Source organism: Xenorhabdus griffiniae (genome assembly GCF_001028135.1).
In the GTDB taxonomy this organism is placed as follows: Bacteria; Pseudomonadota; Gammaproteobacteria; order Enterobacterales; family Enterobacteriaceae; genus Xenorhabdus; species Xenorhabdus bakwenae.
Genome location: NZ_LDNM01000047.1, coordinates 15,082 through 33,757 on the forward strand (window position 1 = coordinate 15,082; position 18,676 = coordinate 33,757).

At 42.2% G+C, this 18,676-nt stretch carries 11 protein-coding genes and 2 pseudogenes; 11 read left to right on the forward strand and 2 right to left on the reverse strand.

Annotation, left to right across the window (positions count from 1 at the left end; translation table 11 throughout):
* Positions 1-136: 136 nt before the first annotated feature.
* Positions 137-508 (forward strand): diacylglycerol kinase, encoded by a 372-nt coding sequence (locus tag AAY47_RS11330; RefSeq protein WP_047769940.1) that lies wholly within the window; start codon positions 137-139, stop codon positions 506-508.
* Positions 509-627: 119 nt separating this feature from the next.
* Entirely contained in the window at positions 628-1,245 is a 618-nt protein-coding gene (gene lexA / locus AAY47_RS11335; RefSeq protein WP_047769942.1) for a transcriptional repressor LexA, read from the forward strand.
* Between the two features lie 148 nt (positions 1,246-1,393).
* On the opposite strand, the gene zur is transcribed toward lexA, so the two are convergent.
* Positions 1,394-1,906, reverse strand: coding sequence for a zinc uptake transcriptional repressor Zur (gene zur / locus AAY47_RS11340; protein WP_047769944.1), 513 nt, complete (start codon positions 1,904-1,906; stop codon positions 1,394-1,396).
* Positions 1,907-2,372: 466 nt separating this feature from the next.
* Here zur and AAY47_RS19995 point away from each other — a divergent pair, with 466 nt between their 5' ends.
* Both AAY47_RS19995 and AAY47_RS20000 read left to right on the forward strand, forming a co-directional pair.
* Entirely contained in the window at positions 2,373-2,888 is a 516-nt protein-coding gene (locus AAY47_RS19995; protein ID WP_053014266.1) for a hypothetical protein, read from the forward strand.
* Between the two features lie 21 nt (positions 2,889-2,909).
* Positions 2,910-3,524, forward strand: a pseudogene (locus AAY47_RS20000) (DUF1266 domain-containing protein); the annotation flags it as partial.
* Positions 3,525-3,630: 106 nt separating this feature from the next.
* Here the strand turns inward: AAY47_RS20000 and AAY47_RS11350 are convergent.
* A complete protein-coding gene (locus AAY47_RS11350; RefSeq protein ID WP_072059781.1) occupies positions 3,631-4,755 on the reverse strand; it encodes an IS4 family transposase in 1,125 nt (374 codons plus the stop codon).
* A 365-nt stretch (positions 4,756-5,120) separates the two neighbouring features.
* Between AAY47_RS11350 and AAY47_RS11355 the strand changes: the two are divergent.
* The 7 genes and pseudogenes from AAY47_RS11355 (at position 5,121) to AAY47_RS11380 (ending at position 18,662) form a co-directional block, all read left to right on the forward strand.
* Positions 5,121-6,385, forward strand: a pseudogene (locus AAY47_RS11355) (IS4 family transposase).
* A 583-nt stretch (positions 6,386-6,968) separates the two neighbouring features.
* Positions 6,969-11,567 carry an AMP-binding protein gene (locus AAY47_RS22720; protein WP_235428345.1) on the forward strand — a complete coding sequence of 1,533 codons (4,599 nt, stop codon included), beginning with the start codon at positions 6,969-6,971 and terminating at the stop codon, positions 11,565-11,567.
* Positions 11,564-14,905: an AMP-binding protein gene (locus AAY47_RS22725; RefSeq protein ID WP_235428346.1), complete on the forward strand. Its 3,342-nt coding sequence runs from the start codon at positions 11,564-11,566 to the stop codon at positions 14,903-14,905. Before AAY47_RS22720 ends, AAY47_RS22725 begins: the two co-directional genes overlap by 4 nt.
* Positions 14,906-15,299: 394 nt before the next feature.
* Positions 15,300-16,172, forward strand: coding sequence for a 3-hydroxyacyl-CoA dehydrogenase family protein (locus AAY47_RS11365; protein ID WP_047769946.1), 873 nt, complete (start codon positions 15,300-15,302; stop codon positions 16,170-16,172).
* The gene (locus AAY47_RS11370; protein WP_152669804.1) at positions 16,172-17,233 is read left to right on the forward strand and encodes an HAD-IIIC family phosphatase; all 1,062 of its coding nucleotides are present in this window, start codon (positions 16,172-16,174) and stop codon (positions 17,231-17,233) included. Before AAY47_RS11365 ends, AAY47_RS11370 begins: the two co-directional genes overlap by 1 nt.
* Positions 17,234-17,245: 12 nt before the next feature.
* Positions 17,246-17,503 carry an acyl carrier protein gene (locus AAY47_RS11375; protein ID WP_047769949.1) on the forward strand — a complete coding sequence of 86 codons (258 nt, stop codon included), beginning with the start codon at positions 17,246-17,248 and terminating at the stop codon, positions 17,501-17,503.
* 7 nt (positions 17,504-17,510) lie between these two features.
* On the forward strand, positions 17,511-18,662 hold the full coding sequence (locus tag AAY47_RS11380) for an acyl-CoA dehydrogenase family protein (RefSeq protein WP_047769951.1): 1,152 nt from the start codon (positions 17,511-17,513) through the stop codon (positions 18,660-18,662).
* The last annotated feature ends 14 nt before the right edge of the window (positions 18,663-18,676 follow it).

Sequence of the window (18,676 nt, forward strand, 5' to 3'; positions counted from 1 at the left end):
CTGCTTTAAGCCTCTTGTTAGCAACGCATCGCAAGGATACCAGAAACGGGTTTTGAGATCTGTGGAAAATAAGACAATAATAAGGGCTAAAAGTTATATAACCATACAATTAATAAGTTCATTAAAGAAAATTTTTATGGCAAATCAATCAACAGGTTTGAATCGCATCATTAAAGCGGCTGGGTATTCGGCGAAAGGAATCAAGGCAGCATGGCAAAATGAAGCGGCATTTCGGCAGGAAACAATGGCCGCCATACTTGCGATCATCATTGCATTTTCTATAGATTTTGGCTTACTTGAAAGACTCCTTCTGATTGGCTCTGTTATGCTGGTGGTCATTGTCGAAATCCTCAATAGTGCCATAGAGTCAGTCGTGGATCGCATCGGTAGTGAATATCATGAATTATCGGGTCGAGCGAAAGATATGGGGTCTGCGGCGGTATTGCTCAGTATACTTTTGGCGCTGTTTATTTGGGGAATGATCTTTTGGTCGCATTTTATGCGTTGAGGTAGCGTGTTTTTTCAGCAAACTATGTTAGTTCGCTGCTTTTACATGTTGACCGGTTCCCAATTCGGCTTTACCTGTATATACTCACAGTTTGACTGTATAAACAAACAGGGGGCGAAATGAAAGCATTAACTGCCAGACAGCAGCAAGTCTACGACTTGGTGCGTGACCATATTTCGCAAACGGGTATGCCACCAACACGTGCTGAAATTGCAGCGCGGCTTGGTTTTCGTTCACCTAACGCAGCAGAAGAGCATTTAAGGGCTTTGGCGCGTAAAGGGGTGATAGAGATTATCTCTGGTGCATCCAGAGGTATCCGTTTGCTTCTTGAAGAGGATGATGGAGGAGCAGGATTGCCGCTGATCGGTCGTGTTGCTGCTGGAGAACCACTGCTGGCTCAGGAACACATCGAAAGTCACTATAAGGTTGATCCTGAATTATTCAAACCAAGTGCTGATTTTCTGTTACGTGTCAGAGGGATGTCCATGAAAGACATTGGGATTATGGACGGAGATTTACTGGCTGTGCATAAAACACAAGATGTTCATAATGGGCAAGTCATTGTGGCGCGCATTGAAGATGAAGTTACAGTAAAACGCTTCAAACAAACAGGAAACAAAATTGAACTGATTGCTGAGAATCCAGAATTTAAACCCATTGTTGTTGATTTGAGCGAGCAGAATTTCACTATTGAAGGATTGGCAGTCGGCGTTATTCGTAGCGGGGACTGGTTCTGATTGCAAAGGCGGATAATTGCAGTTTGCCATTCAGGGGCGGTCATTTTCCCAGTGTCCGTTAAACTTAAGTTTAACGGACACTGGGAAAATATATGATTATATTAGTTATGATCGCCTCATTGCTCAATTTGTCTTCAAGTGTCTTTTCTTATTTCTTTTTATTTTCTTCAACCGAATGATTGTGCTGGCATATATCACGCTCTGTACAGGATTCAATCTCATGGCAGGAAGAACACATGCCATGCACTTCTATCACGCTATTTCGCAAGTGAAATCCCGTACCTTGTGCTAGCTGTTGGATAGCTGATTCAATATCCTTTGCATCCTTTTCGGTTACTGAACCACAAAATTCACAGATAAACATTGCCGAAGTATGGCAAGGCTCTTCAAAATGATGGCAAAGCACATAGCTATTTGTAGATTCTATTTTGTGAATAAAACCTTGTTCCAGCAGAAACTCCAACCCACGATAAACTGTTGGAGGCTTGGCTTGTGGCTCGACTTCACGCAATAAATCCAGCAAATCATAGGCACTTATCGCGCTAGGTTGTTCAGTGATTAAGCGGAGAATTTCAAGGCGTTGAGGTGTTAAACGAACCCCTCTTGACAGGCAGATTGTTTCAGCCTGTGCCAGTAACTTTTTTTGATTGATAGTTTTCATTACACCTCTCACCCCGACACGATGCTAATGACTTTAATATTATCATGTTTTTTAACCTGAGAGTGGGATCTCTATGATGTTCAATTCTCGTCTGATGTGTAACATACCGGTGAAGAAGAGTGGCTCACTTGTCATGATGAGATACTTGAAAATAAAGTTAATCCGTGAATAAGAACAATAAAATGGGCTGAAAAACGGAGAAAATAAAGCTGAAAATATTGGATAATATCCAGGTGCTTAAGTTAATTTATCCGGCCAATTATATTGAGAATTAAAATTATATGTTTTTTAAATATGTCATTCTTCATAATTAACACTGAAAATAGTATTCTCCATTACTAATATTAGAGATGGTTTATAATGATATATAATATAAGGCTGTTTATTCTAATGGTTTCACTTAAGAAAGAAAAAATTCCAACATTAAAAAATTCTAAATACATCTTACTTAATTAATGGATTAAAAATGAAAGAATTATTGCAAAACCACCCGAATAATAGAAGATTTCCTGTTAATGGTTTTAGGATAATCAAAAATATCCTCAAGGAAAGAAAGGGAGTGGCATTTCTCAAGCCTGTTCAGGTAGTTGGCTTTAGTGTTCTTTGGATTGCAACACTTTTGTTAGGGGGATTATCGATCGGAATAACGATACTGATCCTTGATGCTAATAACGTACCTTCAAAGGGATACATACTTTGGGCTAGCTTGATTGGCTTGAGCTTACTTGGTATCTATTTCTCCACTTATAGTTTACAACGCATCAAAAATCTCCCTATTACTGAACAGAAACGTTATTACTTACAGGCAAAGTATTCTGTTTTGCCGGAAGAAAAACGTCAGGCATTGCGTTTGCATATCGTTAGTTGTTATTACAATGGTTTTTGGACAGAAACATTAGAACATTACCCTTTAAAAAGCCGTGTTTCTCGTGATAATTACCAATACCGTATCTTGCCCTTATCTGATGCAGAGCCTCACTAATCTCAAGTCTATACAGATTGGGGAATACTTGATGAAAAAGACTATTGGAAAGTATTGCATGATTTATGGGCGGGAATGCACTCAGAGCGTTTTGCGGTTGATGCGGTTTTTACCGATGGAGAAATGTTTAAGGTACTTGGCAGTTTAATTGAAGAGCCAGAGGAATATGTACAGCAATGTTCTCGCTCAATTAATGGACGCCCACCCGCTTTACTTTGGGGATTTGATCTCTGGCGAGCGATTGTTTTGAACCGAAATTGTTTTGCTGCGGGCTATATTAGTGAAGAAACAGCGTGGAAAAATATACTAAAAACAGCCGATTATGTTTATGAAATCTTTGGCAGCTTTGATGAATTCCATACGAATTATCGGTTAGGTAATGCCTATTGGAATCGGGATTTTGACACAGTGAAAGGGCGCTTGAAAGCGTTTTGGTTTTACAAGGAACACTGTGACTGGCCGATGGCTCAGTTACCCTGGCCAAACCCGAAAGGTATATTTATGGAACAATATATGAAAGATGGTTTTGCTGATGCGGTCAATTCCATATTGCGCGATCAACAAATGGAAGATTCATTTGACGACGAAGTAATGGATGAGGAGTATAACCATACCGAAATTCGTGTATTGCATTAACAGCCTGTAGGGATAGGTATGTATACTCTATGACACAAAGGAACAACGACAAAAATACTACAAGTAACGCGATGCTCGACTTTAACATCCTATCATAGACAGGATCTTAAGAATTAAGTCTTTCAAAACACGCATCCAATGTTTTGTTTTTACATGATTTTTTTTGTGATGTTTTGAAAGCGTTCCGGCATAAATATTCTTGCGCTTTTTCCAGCCAAAAATACGTTTCCGACCACGCTGTTTGGAGCAGAGTTTCTATAATTGGCCTGAGCCAGATGTCTGTATTTTGGGCTGCTTTGAACAATGAGACGGTAGAAAATAACTGGCTTGCCAACGAACGCCTGAGCAGCAGTGCCAGTAAACTGAGCCAGATCAGTCCCGTGGCTATCGTTTCTTTCCTGGTGGTAAATCCGTGCCAATTTGTATGCGATTTTAGCTCTTTGAACAACAGCTCTATTTGCCAGCGGCAACGATAAATATCCATGATGTCACTGGCTGTAAACGCTTCCACAGACAAATTCGTCAGCCAGAGGCAGAAGCGTTTTTCTTCGGCAAACCATCGGCGGACAAGGCGGAACTCATAACCATTACGCCGACAAATCAGATCCAGCACTTCTGAGCGGTTGGTTCTGCGTGTAATGGATTTCAAAGGCTTATCAGCCAGTTTGGGCAATAATTTTCCCGGTCCATTGCGGGCTGTGATTATTTGAGGATTGAGCGATTTGCTTCCCCGGACAATAAATGAACCGCCTGAATAGGATACCCGCTCAAAATAATCAAAATCGACATAACCGGCATCCGCCAGTAATAATTGGCCATACAGTGTCTCGGGGGCAGGCAGGTAAGCCCGCTCTGATGCCGTATCCGCAGTCACCGTCATCTTAACCGGCGACTGGGTGAACAGTGACAGCGTCATGTGACACTCAACGGCTGCATCAGTTGACCTGAATCGATAAGGAAAAACATCAGACAGGGCCGAATGGACTTTGAATGAACTGCCATCCTGCAAAATAACATTTTGAAATTTTGTGAGTTTCTTGGGTATGGCAACGGATTTATCTGCCCATTGCGCCATAGCAAATCTCACCAATATTTTGACAAATTCGACAAAAGCGGTTTTACGTAGCTGATTATAAAAGGGACGGTAACTGACCTGTTGTTTTTTATCGGGGCACAGGCCATTAAATTTTTGGTGTAACTGGGCGATAGACGTAACTTTACCGGTACTCATAGACAGGATCTTAAGCAATAACCGTTTATTTTAGATAGAAAAAAGGCTTCATTTATGATCTGATAATCGTCGCCAAACTAATACCAAAACCACGGATGAAGCCTGTGACGATTATCGCTATAAAACACCAGCTAATGCAATTCTTCAGTGATGTTTCTTTGAATAAAATAGCCTTTCAGTGTGGATTTATTCAACGTGTGAGAAATATCGAGCCTCGTGTATTAATCCTCAGCCTTATCGCAGCACTTAGTACCGGTACATAGACAGGATCTTAAGCAATAACCGTTTATTTTAGATAGAAAAAAGGCTTCATTTATGATCTGATAATCGTCGCCAAACTAATACCAAAACCACGGATGAAGCCTGTGACGATTATCGCTATAAAACACCAGCTAATGCAATTCTTCAGTGATGTTTCTTTGAATAAAATAGCCTTTCAGTGTGGATTTATTCAACGTGTGAGAAATATCGAGCCTCGTGTATTAATCCTCAGCCTTATCGCAGTACTTAGTACCGGTAAAGTTACGTCTATCGCCCAGTTACACCAAAAATTTAATGGCCTGTGCCCCGATAAAAAACAACAGGTCAGTTACCGTCCCTTTTATAATCAGCTACGTAAAACCGCTTTTGTCGAATTTGTCAAAATATTGGTGAGATTTGCTATGGCGCAATGGGCAGATAAATCCGTTGCCATACCCAAGAAACTCACAAAATTTCAAAATGTTATTTTGCAGGATGGCAGTTCATTCAAAGTCCATTCGGCCCTGTCTGATGTTTTTCCTTATCGATTCAGGTCAACTGATGCAACCGTTGAGTGTCACATGACGCTGTCACTGTTCACCCAGTCGCCGGTTAAGATGACGGTGACTGCGGATATGGCATCAGAGCGGGCTTACCTGCCTGCCCCCGAGACACTGTATGGCCAATTATTACTGGCGGATGCCGGTTATGTCGATTTTGATTATTTTGAGCGGGTATCCTATTCAGGCGGTTCATTTATTGTCCGGGGAAGCAAATCGCTCAATCCTCAAATAATCACAGCCCGCAATGGACCGGGAAAATTATTGCCCAAACTGGCTGATAAGCCTTTGAAATCCATTACACGCAGAACCAACCGCTCAGAAGTGCTGGATCTGATTTGTCGGCGTAATGGTTATGAGTTCCGCCTTGTCCGCCGATGGTTTGCCGAAGAAAAACGCTTTTGCCTCTGGCTGACGAATTTGTCTGTGGAAGCGTTTACAGCCAGTGACATCATGGATATTTATCGTTGCCGCTGGCAAATAGAGCTGTTGTTCAAAGAGCTAAAATCGCATACAAATTGGCACGGATTTACCACCAGGAAAGAAACGATAGCCACGGGACTGATCTGGCTCAGTTTACTGGCACTGCTGTTCAGGCGTTCGTTGGCAAGCCAGTTATTTTCTACCGTCTCATTGTTCAAAGCAGCCCAAAATACAGACATCTGGCTCAGGCCAATTATAGAAACTCTGCTCCAAACAGCGTGGTCGGAAACGTATTTTTGGCTGGAAAAAGCGCAAGAATATTTATGCCGGAACGCTTTCAAAACATCACAAAAAAATCATGTAAAAACAAAACATTGGATGCGTGTTTTGAAAGACTTAATTCTTAAGATCCTGTCTATGAATCACCCCTAATAAAAAAGAGAGGAGCTTATCACATATATAATTATTAGAATCATGACCACTATGTTTAACACTAATCAAAGGATTGGATACGTGATCTTTATTATGAAAGCTTAAGATTCTTAGTGTGGCAGAAAAAACGGAAATTCATTGTGGTATAATATCATAATTTCAAGTTATTATTTTTTTATAATTAATTTCGAGTGTTTTTTGTGATTGATTTCACGAAGTTTTTTAAAATAAATTTTGCAATTTAATTCGGCGCTGATACCATAAGTTAATTGTTAAATAAGATTGTAATTTAATGAATTAAAATAACATTTAGTTTATTGCTGGTGCGTTGTTATTTTTAATGCCATTTATCGAATTGTTTTTGTATTCCAATAATAGCCATTGATGTTTTTTTAGGTTTCTCTTAATGTACTCTCATGTGCATGTGCGTTTGAATAATGACTAGTAATTCTTACAGTGATTAAAATTAAGTATTCTGAGGCTAATTACAATAGTCGACAGTGAAGATTTTATTAAGAATAAATAACACGGTTATTCGTCCAAATGAGTATTTTAATCATGGGTAATCCTATTTTTGAGCTATCTAGATCACAGCAAGCTATTTTCAAAATGGAAGCGTTCCATTTAACTGGCTACCCGTTTTATTTGAGTGTTGCGGTACGTTTAAGCGGGGATATTCCTCTGGATAAACTGACTCAGGCCGCTGAAACGACCCAGAATTCAATGGATATATTTCATATTGGATTCGTTAATGACCATGCGGAAACAGATCACTTGACAACACAGTGGCATGGCATCCGGCGGCTCACTCCTCATGCGGAAGTCATACAAGTCGATTTTAGCGGTTATCCGGATCCTAAACGGGCTTTCGAAAGTTGGGCGGAGCGCCAGACGTTGATAGAAGAAGATTTATCATTGACACCGGTGCGCGTTTTTGCCGTGCGTTTTCAGCCGGAACAGACAGGCTGGTTTATTAAGGCACATCATGCGGCTACCGATGGTGAGGGATTGTCAGTACTGATAGAACATCTGATGGGTGCGCTGGAAGAAGAAGAACCGGATACGGAATATCTGCTATTTTCGGTTAACGCGGAGGGTGAGCGGAATTATGAAAACTCCCGGCGTATGCAAAGAGATGAAGCGTATTGGCGGAGTATTTTCAGTGACAATGCCGGTAACGAAACGGAATTCGTTAATGCCGGCAAAATAGCCAGCCGTTATCCGATTGGTGACTATCGCAGGCTAACGCCTCAATCCCGGCGTGTACGTTACGAACTGAGTGAAGCTGAAAACGATATACTGCGCCTGTTTAAAAGTCGTGGCGGCTCTATTTTCAGGCTGTTTTTCGCGGCTGTCGCCTATACACAAATGGTTATTGAAGATGGTAATGGCGCTTTATTGCAGGCACCGATGCTTAACCGCTGGAGTAATGAAGAGAAACGTTCTGCCTCTATGGCAGTGGCTCCGGTTTTGATCCCCGTATCCCGTGAAGCGGGGGAGACGGTGACAGATTGTTACCATATGCTTAAGCAGCGCTTGCAAAAAGCGGTTGCTCACTCACGTTATGCGCCAGGTGCCCGATGGAATGAATTTGCATCACAAGATTGGAAACGGATCATTCCCGCTTTCGGGGTTTCCTATCAAACTGGTATTTTCCGGAAAACTGTCTTAGGTGCTGACGTATCAATTGATCATATGCAGGCAGTAGAAGCACTGTTTGCGACCATTCATATCCATGACCGCTTTGAAGGTGGGAACTTCAAATTTGAGGGGGATTTCCGCAAGATATGGTCATTAGATCAATGTCATATGTTTCTGAAAACAGTCACTGATTATGCAATGGAAGCTGCCTGCGAAATTTTGGCGCAACAAGAAGTCACGCAGACACCATTAAGTAAAAAAGAGCAAGAAACCCACTCTTGGAAAGAACCTCAGACAAAACCGATCGGCGTTCATTTATACCATGCGTTTGAACGTTATGCTGATAACCTGTTATTCCAGCAGGGTGCTGATGCGGTGACTTATCGTCAGGGATTGCAATGGATTAACCAGTTCAGAGAACAGTTGCATACCATACGAAATGGGCAAAATGAGCACAATCCGGTATTTATTCTGGGAAGACGTACACCTGAAACTGTGCTCGCTTATCTGGCTTGCCTGATTGAAAATGTGACTGTAGTTCCTGTTTGTCCGACCATGCCCTTAGCTAGATTATCGACTATTGCCCGTAATTCGGGGGCATCTCTCTGTATTTATACGGAAACCGACCATCACCTTGCAGAAATGCTGGGCTTGCGTTTGTTACGTGTTTCCTTGGATAAGGCAGGGCTTGATGTTGCATTGAATCCAGTAACATGGACAGAACAGACACATTGTCACCCTGCTTATATTCTCTATACTTCAGGATCGACCGGAGAACCTAAAGGCGTAGTGATTTCCCCGATGGCGCTGGCAAATTATGTATTGGCGGCTAAGGTGGCTTACGCTGCGCAGACTCCATTTAATGCGCCTTTATTTACCTCCTTTGGTTTTGATTTAACACAAACCGCTATTCTGGTTCCGGTTTTGTCGGGCGGATTTATCCAACCTTATGAACAAGATATCCGTGATAACCCTGAACTGCTGCAAACGTTACTGGCTGATGAGTCATTGACGGGCGTTAAATGCACGCCATCCCATCTCTCATTGCTGATTGAGCACAGCCCGGAAAGAAGTCATCCGCTGACTTTTGTTGTGGGTGGAGAAAATTTGTCCTCTTCTCTGGTGAAGAAAGCTCTCGATTATTTTCCTGTGGGAAGCAAAATAATCAATGAATATGGGCCGACAGAAACAACAGTCGGATGCTGTATCTGTTCAGTGAGTGGGGGAGAAAGCTCTCCTGACGGTCATAACAAGATAAACACCGCAGTTATGCCTATCGGTACAGCGTTAGGTAAAGCAGAGATGTCGATAAAAAATTCTTGGGGGCAAAATATGCCCCGTGGATTCATGGGTGAAATTAGTATCAGTGGCCCGGTGCTGGCCATGGGATATCTCAACGACAGTATCCAGACGCAGGAAAAATTTGTGTGCCGTGCTGATGGTTTAAGCCGTTGGTATCGTACTGGTGACTTAGGCTTACAGGACGAACAAGGAATATTTCATTGCCTTGGACGTATTGACGATGAGTTTAAGGTACGTGGCTACCGGATCCACCCAGCGGAAATAGAGAAAGCGGTGGAAAGTGTACTGACGAGTGTTGGGGAGAACGATAACTATAGTTGGGAGTTGAAGGCACTGAAACTGGTGGTTGATGAAGCGGATGGGTATGAAACAGTCGCTTTGTGCAGCAGTCAGGCCATACCGCATGACAACCCGGAATTTCAACGTAGCCTGAAAACGAAAATTCCTGATGCTTGGTTGCCAACGCTGTACTGTACCGTACAACCCTGGCCGATTAATGCCAACGGTAAAGTTGATATGGCGGCGCTGACTGCCGCAGCTCAAGCGACGTTGATGGCGAGTGGTTCTTCCCTGCCCGGTTCAGCCAATGCACAACGGCAGAGCGCGCCGGGCACCTATCAACTGCCGGTCTGGTTAAATGCAAAGTTTCTGAAACCAATCTGGCCACAGACCGTTGATCTAACCACTTCATTTCTGGAGCAGGGAGGAGACTCGATCAAAGCGATCAGGCTCGTCGCATTGTTAGCCAGAGAAGGGATTCGGATTGGTGCAGGTGAACTGTTAACGTTGAATTCTTTAGGCTCTGTTCTTGAAAAAGCCTGCGCAGCGGCGTTGGAAAACGGAGTCACTGATTCGGTTATATCAAAAGAACTTGAAGCAGGTTGGATTAAACACCTACCCAGTATTTGCTGGTTCCGGCAACAATGTTTCAAATATGGCAATCGTTTGCAACAAGGTATGGTGCTTGAGTTGAAATCTTCGCTCTCGGCTGAAGAAATAAACGCGGCTGTCTCGGTGGTTAAAGCAAGGCATAAAATTTTTGCTTTGAGAGCAAATCAAGATTTGAGTGAGTTTTACTTCGCATCCCCGGAACCGGAAGTGCATGACTTCGGTACAGTGACAGAAGGCGAGGTTCTGGCGCCGGGTGAACACCTTGAAAACAGATTGAATAAATTACAAAGCAGGGTTTGTCTGGAGAAACAGCCCAGCGTGCATTCGGTCGTATTTGATCCGGTTTCAGCCAGAAACTATCTGATTTGGGTTTGTCATCACCTTATTTGCGATGTGCATTCATGGATTTTCTTATTGGATGAGTTGGAGCAAGCTATCAATGGTTCTTTATTCCAGAATGCGAATGCAGAGGAAACGACCCACGAACAAGGCGCATTCCTTTGGGGTAAATGGTTGGGAGAACACGTTCCTGAGGTGGATTATGTACCTTATGACGATACCGTCCATCACCCTCCGGTGACTCCGGTTACTTTGGCGCTGTCAATTTGTGGTTATGATTTGCGATTGATGGAGCAACGCCTTAAGGCTGAGCGTTCACAATTGATCGCTGCTGCTTTGATGGACGTTATGCAGGATAACGAAATATTGCCTCCACAGCCTGTCATCCTGTTTGAAAACCACGGGCGTTTATTCTCTGAAGCAGGTATTCCCGCAACCCGGAATGCAGAAATAGCGAATGCGGTAGGTTGGTTTACCGGCTTTAATCAGTTGACCCTTAATGTTTCGTCAGAACACCCATGCCGACTTTCTCAGGCTGCTTTTTTGCGAATATTAAAGTCGGGTCTCTATGAAGATAAGCAGAGCTGGAAAGCACAATTGGGGCTGAATAATCCGGGAAAAAGACCACACATGTGCATTAACGACATTGGCTTGGGATTAGAAGGGCGCGGAACATGGGGGCATTTCGATCTGGTGCAGTCCTTGTCGGGAGGTTTCCGGCATCCTGCCGAAAAGAGTGTGGCCGACTTTGACATACTTATTTGTGATTGCCGTGAATCTGGCTCTGTTTTAGTTGAGTTGAGGCTGGGCATTCCCAACGCTAATGGTGATGATGCGCAGCATTACCTGGCACAATTAAACGAAAAACTATTCTCGAACGAAAAGTTATTATTGAGCGAAAAGCCATACATACCTGCCGATTTTCCTCTTTGTCAACTTTCACAATCGGAGCTTGATCTCATTATTAAGGGAGCCTCAGTATGAGAACCGCTATCGATTCAGCAAATACAGTATGCAGCGATAATTATATTGAAGAACTGCTACAAGTGACGCCTCAAGCGAATGGGTTACTGTTTCACGCATTAAAAGATGGAAACAGCGCTTATCACATTGGTGTGGCATTCAGCTTGAAGGCGGATGCCGATAAAGAAACCCTCTTTGAAGTATGGCAGCAAATACAGCATTCACAGCCCGCTCTCAGGTCGGTTTTTGTCTGGGAAGGTATTCGCATTCCCCATCAGGTTATTTATTCTTTGCCTCGAATTCCGTTCGAATATATCCGTATTGACTCAACGGCTCCAGTCCCGTCAATTAAACAGCGTTGCCTTGATTGGCTGGCACATTCTAAAGCCACGCCTTTTGCGTTGAACAAAGAAGTGTTTCGCATTGTTGGCTTCCACGATGTTAAGGCGGGAACGGTAAGTCTGGCCTTCTCTTTTCACCATATTCTGATGGATGGCTGGAGTAGTTCGCTGTTGATTTCCCTCTGGTTGCAGGAATTGCGTCAGCAAAAAATTGTTCCTCTGGATGCACGTATCTATTCACAGCAACTCTGGCAGGGATTAAGTCAGGAAGCGTTGATGTCCAGTCGCGAATATTGGCGGGAAGTGTTTCAACATTTGCCCGGTGGAGAGTCTGCTGCAACAACCCGGCTCTTGGCTGAATCCCTGTTCCGGACCATTGGTTACGATGCGGCTGAGAAAACAATAAATGAAAAAATCGTCGTAAATAGCCTATGGAGCGAAGAACGTAAGGCGGCCATAGAATCACTTTGCCGCCGCGCGGGGGTAACGTCAGCCAGTTTTATTTATCTATGCTGGGCATTGACGCTGGCTAAATTCACCTTCCAGAAAACCATTACGTTGGGCTGTACATTTTCCGGCAGAGGTGGGGCTTTGACGCAAGACATTGACCGTCAACCCTTAGGTCTGTTTATCAATACCGTACCGCTTATCCTTACGCTTGAAGGTAAGTGGAATGTAGAAGCGGCTTTGCGTTCTGTTTTTCAAGCGTTACAACAGGCGCAACAATATGAAAAAACGCCTCCTTTATTGATCCGCGAGGAAGCGGGAATACGTGAAGAACTCTATGACTCTATTGTGGTTTTTGATAACTATCCCATTGATGCCACATTGAAAGATGCCAGTTGTGGTGCCTTCGTGACGGATTTATACAGTGAAGAAACGACGCATTTCGGTTTGACATTAACCGTTTCTGGTGTGGAGCAATGGTTAGTCGAACTCAGTGCCGGAGAAGTTTTCACGGGGGCATCTGATGCAGTAAAAGTGGCGTTTAATGGGTTTGAATCGTTGGTGGAAGATCTGATTAATCACACCACAGATACCTTGATTGAAGATTTCATCTTAAAACTTGATACAGAGAAAGAAGAAGAAGGCTCTTTGTGCATTGGGGAGATCAACGAACAGACGCCGGATATCAATTCATTGCTGACACGTATTTATCAGCGTCTTAGCGAATCTCCTCAAGGAATCAGCCTGATCTATGGACAAAATAGCATCGGCAATTGTGAGTTATTGAAAGGAGTGAGTGGCGTACAAGAACAGTTACGGTTATCGGGTTTTATTCCGGGAGACAGAGTTGCTGTTCATCTTGAAAAAGGATTGTTATCGACTCAGGCAATACTCGCAATATTATTCAGCGGTGGCAGTTACTTCTATGTCAATCCGAAAGATCCACTGCAACGTAAAAAGACCCTGTTAACGTTGGCAGATTGCAGCATTGTTTTATGTGATGCTTCCTTTAATAAAGAACTTGGCGAAGGGAGTGGGCGTTATTTGCTGCTGGATATTGAGGAAAAGATTTTGCGGCCATCTACGGCGGAGCCGACGCTATGGACCAACCGACGGCCTGAAGATGAATTTTACTTTATATTCACGTCGGGAACGACAGGCACACCTAAGGGAATTGCGATCCGTAATGAATCGGTTGCAAACCTGCTGGACTGGTTTATTAAAGAGACGGTGCTGACAGCCGCTGATCGAGTGCTTGGGCTGACCGATCTGAATTTCGACCCCAGCGTAGAAGATTTATTGGGTAGTTTTGTTGTTGGTGCTACGCTGATCTATCCATCGCCGGATGTGTTACTGGAGAGGCAGGCGTTCATTGGGCTGTTGCAGTCTGAATCCATCACCTTAATTAATTTTATTCCCGGAGCCATTGCGCAGCTTATTCAGGATGCACCATTCCTGCCTGCCATGAGATTGTGGATATTCGGGGGTGAAGAATTACCCAAACGTCTGCGGGATGATTTGTTGCAGCAAGGGTATGCCGTTAGCAATCATTATGGACCCAGTGAGACGACAGTGGATTGTCTCAACGCGAAACAATCCCTTACTGCGAATGTTGCCATCGGTTGGCCAATTCAAAATGTTATTGCCTACTGCGCTGATATATTCGGTAAACCATTGCCTGCCGGTGTTCGTGGTGAGCTTTGGGTGGGAGGCAAGGCGGTTACCCGTGGTTACACGACTAACCCCGTTGAGACGGCGAAGTATTTTGTTAAATCTAAGTATTTGGATCAATACAGTAAGCATCCTTTTTATCGCACTGGCGACATGGTTACTTTTTCCAGTGAATCAGGTTTTCGCTATCTGGGGCGGATTGATGATCAGATGAAGGTGAACGGTATTCGCATTGAACCGAGTGAACTGGAGCGTGTTGTTGAGACATTAGATACGGTTAAAGCCAGTTGTTTACTGCCCGCAATAGAATCGAAGGGAAAGCGCCAGTGGCATCTTTTTGTTGATAGCCATGAACCTTCTGCGAGATTGGAGCCTCGGGTACGGGAACATATCCGGCGTAATTTCCCGGAATCGTGGTTACCTTCACTCATTGTGGTTGTCGATGGGTTTGAACGTACCATTACCGGCAAGATTAATCGCCTAAGCTTACAGGAGTATGCTGCGCAACAACTGCAAATAAAACCTGTGCAAAATCATGTGGCATCGGCAGATCCGGTGGTGGCTAAAGTGCAAGCGGTCTGGAAAGCGGTGTTGGAAAGCCAGGTGATTGATATAAAAATCAATTTCTTTGATGCTGGTGGTAACTCGATAAAGATAATTGCACTCCAATCCCAGTTGCAACAAACGTTCAATCAGGAGATTCGTGTCACTGTCTTATTTGAGCATCCGACGATTGCCTCTTTCTCAAACTGGATTAAACAGAGCCGGTTGTCACCTGAACAGGTGAACTTAGACAAACAATCATCCCCGGAGCATATGCTGTCGTCATTCCAATCCGGCAAGAGCAGATTAGCGGACAGGCGACGCAAAGCAAAAGGCAGTACAGGAGAGCCTGTTTAATGAATGACGATGTATTTTATGTGCTCATAATAAATATTAATTATCAAATAGGAAATAATGATAGGTATTTATGGTTTTAATGTCTTTTTTATTTCTTATTAATTGATAAGGTATATTGCATCTGTGTTTTTAGTGTTGGCTTTTCGAAATTAACATGAAGATTATGTTTTGATTTATAAATTATTTCATAAGTCAACTCTATTTGATTTAAAAAATAGAGTTGACTGTGCTGTCAAAATTTTTTTGCGGAAAATATGAGTTTTACATTGGTTTTAAGGCCATGACTTAAGGGCGGTAGCGTATCTAAATAACACTGATGAAATCGGGAATTATATATTTTGTTTTTATCTTTTCCGACAAGCTGATTTTAATCATAAAAAGTGGGGGGTAATCGTTGAAAATATCAATTATTGGTGCCGGTATCATGGGGTTAGACACTGCAATAACATGTGCTGCATATGGACATAATATATTACTTATAGATATATCCTCAGAAGTTCTGGTAAATCTTGCTTCGCGAGTTTCAAGTGAATTCCGTTTATATCGGATGCTTAAACCTGAATTTAAATCTCTGGATATATCAGAATTGAAAGCGCGTATTCAATTTACTTCATCTTATGAAGAGATTGAAGATAGTGACTGGGTAATTGAAAATGTCAACGAAGAGTGGGCGACTAAACAAGATGTTTATAAAAAAATAACGCCATACATTAAGCTTGAAACTTATGTTGCTGCAAACACAAGTTGTATATCCATCACAAAAATTGCAGCAGCGTTACCTTTTCCTCAAAAAGTACTTGGCCTCCACTTTATGAATCCCGTGCCTATAAAGAAATGTGTAGAAGTGATTAAAGGTTTCCATACTTCCGAACAAACATTGACTGAGGCAAAAAAATTCTTACAGGGCATTGAAAAAAATCCTGTGGTTGTAGAAGACTTTCCCGGATTTGTTTCTAATCGGCTTTCTCACTTATTCATGAACGAAGCGGCATTTCTCGTACAGGATAATCTCGCCAGCCCACAAGATATTGATCGCATCTTCAAAGAAGGTTACGGACATGCTATGGGGCCATTAGAAACCGCAGACCTGATTGGGCTGGATACGGTCGTTAACTCTTTGCAGGTTCTCTATGAAAGTTATCAGGATCCGAAATACCGTTGCTGTCCTCTGCTAAGGAAAATGGTTGAGGCGGGAAATATTGGCAAAAAAAGTGGTAAAGGCTTTTTTAATTATAAAAACAGCAATGATAAAAATACGGAATATTAATGATGGATGACTTAACAAATAAGCGGGTAAGCAATGATATACCGGTAAAATGTATCATCTGGGATTTAGACAATACGCTATGGGATGGGGTTCTTTCTGAAGGGGATGATCTTAAGTTAAAGCCCGGGATAGAAAAAATCATAGACCAATTGGATCAAATGGGTATTTTGCAGTCAATAGCAAGCAGGAATGAAGCGTCTGATGCTTTGGAAATGCTGAGTAAGTTTAATTTGAAACATTATTTTATTTACCCTCAAATTCATTGGGGCGCTAAATCTTCCTCGATTGAAAAAATTCAGAGAAGTTTAAATATTTCAGCGGATACATTTATTTTTGTGGATGATCAGATTTTAGAGAGGGATGAAGTTAACGCTAAATTCCCGGAAGTCACCTGTATTGATGCGCTGGAATATCAATCAATACTTCATTTGCCGCGAATTGCCAACATGGAAATATCGGATGATGCAAAATTAAGAAGGCAGCGTTATCAAGAAGATATTCTGCGTAAAGAAGAGGAAGATGAATTTATTGGTACATCAGAAGAATTCCTCAGCCAACTCAATATGAAGTTTTATATCGCCAAAGCCAAACACGAAGATCTCCTTCGGGCTGAGGAACTGACACAACGGACTAATCAGCTTAACTCAACAGGTATAACTTACAGTAGAGAAAAATTAAATGAATTAATTCACTCAGATAATTATGGCGTATTTGTTTTTGAATTGGTGGATAAATATGGCTCTTACGGGAAGATAGGTCTGGCATTAGTACACTATAAAGAAGGGATTGATTATATTAAATTATTGTTAATGTCCTGTAGAACACTTTCCCGTGGAGTGGGCAGTATAGCATTGACCTATATTATGCAGCAGGCAAAAGCAAAAGGGCATAAATTGTATGCTGAATTCAGACGTACACCTCGTAATCGGCAAATGTTTGTGACTTACCAATTCTCAGGGTTTAAAGAAATAGAAAAACTTGCTGATGAGACGATGCTGTTTGAAAATACGTTAGAGCAAGTATCTGACTACCCTTACTATGTTGATGTCATTATAAATTAATAGGATATGATAATGAAAAATCTGGACGCAATTGCCAAAGAAATTCGTGAATTTATTGAAAATAATATTACTGTATTTGATGATGATGTTGAATTGTTGGACGATACCAATATATTTACAAGTGGTTTGGTTAATTCACTTTTTGCCATGCGTTTACTTTGTTTTATCGAAGGGAAATGTTCTATAACTGTACCGGATGAATATATAGAGCGTGAGAATTTTGTTTCAATCAATTCAATGCTGAACTTAATTAATAAAATAAGAGAGTAAGATTTATATGATAGGACATGAAATTCATTCTTTGGTGGAAGCCGCGAAGAAATTTTCAGATAACGTCTTAAGACCCGCCGCAACTTTAATTGATAAACAGGGTAAAGTGCCCGGTGAAATTATCACTGAGATGGGAGCACAGGGATTTTTAGGTGCGATGTTACCCAAAGAATATGGCGGGCAAGGTATGGACCCTCTTTCTTATGGTTATTTGACTGAGGAAATCGGTAAAGGATGTAATTCAACACGCGCTCTATTAACTGTTCACATAAGCTTAGTGGGTGAAACAATTGTAAAACTAGGAAGCCAACCGCAAAAAGAAAAATATTTACCACCAATGGCAAGAGGTGAAAAAATCGCATGTTTTGCCTTATCTGAACCGGACGCTGGCTCTGATGCTAATGCTATCAGAACAAAATATGAAGCCACGGAAAAGGGGTTCAGAATTAACGGCAGAAAAAAATGGATTACTTATTCAGGGATTGCTGATTTATTCCTCGTATTTGCCCGTTGCGAAGAAAAAGTGAGTGCATTCATCGTCGAGTTTGGGGTGAAAGGGTTAACGAGAAAACCAATGCAGGACTTAATGGCAAGCCGTGGTGCTTATTTATCAGAACTTTATTTTGATAATGTAGAAATACCAAAAGAGAATTTAGTCGGGCGTGAGGGAGAAGGGTTTAGCTTTGTCGCTAATACAGCCCTCTACTTTGGTCGCTACAGTATCGCCTGGGCGGGTGTTGCTATTGCCCATGCCGCGTTGGAAGAGATGGTGACTTATGCGCGTAAGAGGAAACAATTTGGTCAAAAAATCGCACAGCATCAACTCATTCAAGGCATCATTGCTGATTCAGCTACGGCATTTTATGCCGCAAAAGCCACTTGTGAAAAGATTGGCTATTTAAGGAATCAGGGTGATCACAATGCCATTATGGAAACGAATATAGCGAAATATAATAGCTCGGCAGTCGCTATGTTGGTTGCCAATAATGCCGTTCAGGTTCTCGGAGGAAATGGGCTATCCAGCCGATATCCGGCAGAAAGGTTATATCGTGAAGCCAAAGTTTTGGAAATTATCGAAGGAACTAATCAAATTCAGCAAATGCTAATCTCGCAACATGCCTTGCGTAGTTTTTATAGAAAAGACTCGATTATTGAGTAATACCTATAAGAGTA

Coding starts and splice junctions, on each gene's coding strand:
- AAY47_RS22720 (WP_235428345.1), top strand. CDS start 6,969: ATGGGTAATCCTATTTTTGAGCTATCTAGATCACAGCAAGCTATTTTC.
- AAY47_RS11380 (WP_047769951.1), top strand. CDS start 17,511: ATGATAGGACATGAAATTCATTCTTTGGTGGAAGCCGCGAAGAAATTT.
- AAY47_RS22725 (WP_235428346.1), top strand. CDS start 11,564: ATGAGAACCGCTATCGATTCAGCAAATACAGTATGCAGCGATAATTAT.
- AAY47_RS11375 (WP_047769949.1), top strand. CDS start 17,246: ATGAAAAATCTGGACGCAATTGCCAAAGAAATTCGTGAATTTATTGAA.
- AAY47_RS11370 (WP_152669804.1), top strand. CDS start 16,172: ATGATGGATGACTTAACAAATAAGCGGGTAAGCAATGATATACCGGTA.
- lexA (WP_047769942.1), top strand. CDS start 628: ATGAAAGCATTAACTGCCAGACAGCAGCAAGTCTACGACTTGGTGCGT.
- AAY47_RS11350 (WP_072059781.1), bottom strand. CDS start 4,755: ATGAGTACCGGTAAAGTTACGTCTATCGCCCAGTTACACCAAAAATTT.
- zur (WP_047769944.1), bottom strand. CDS start 1,906: ATGAAAACTATCAATCAAAAAAAGTTACTGGCACAGGCTGAAACAATC.
- AAY47_RS11330 (WP_047769940.1), top strand. CDS start 137: ATGGCAAATCAATCAACAGGTTTGAATCGCATCATTAAAGCGGCTGGG.
- AAY47_RS19995 (WP_053014266.1), top strand. CDS start 2,373: ATGAAAGAATTATTGCAAAACCACCCGAATAATAGAAGATTTCCTGTT.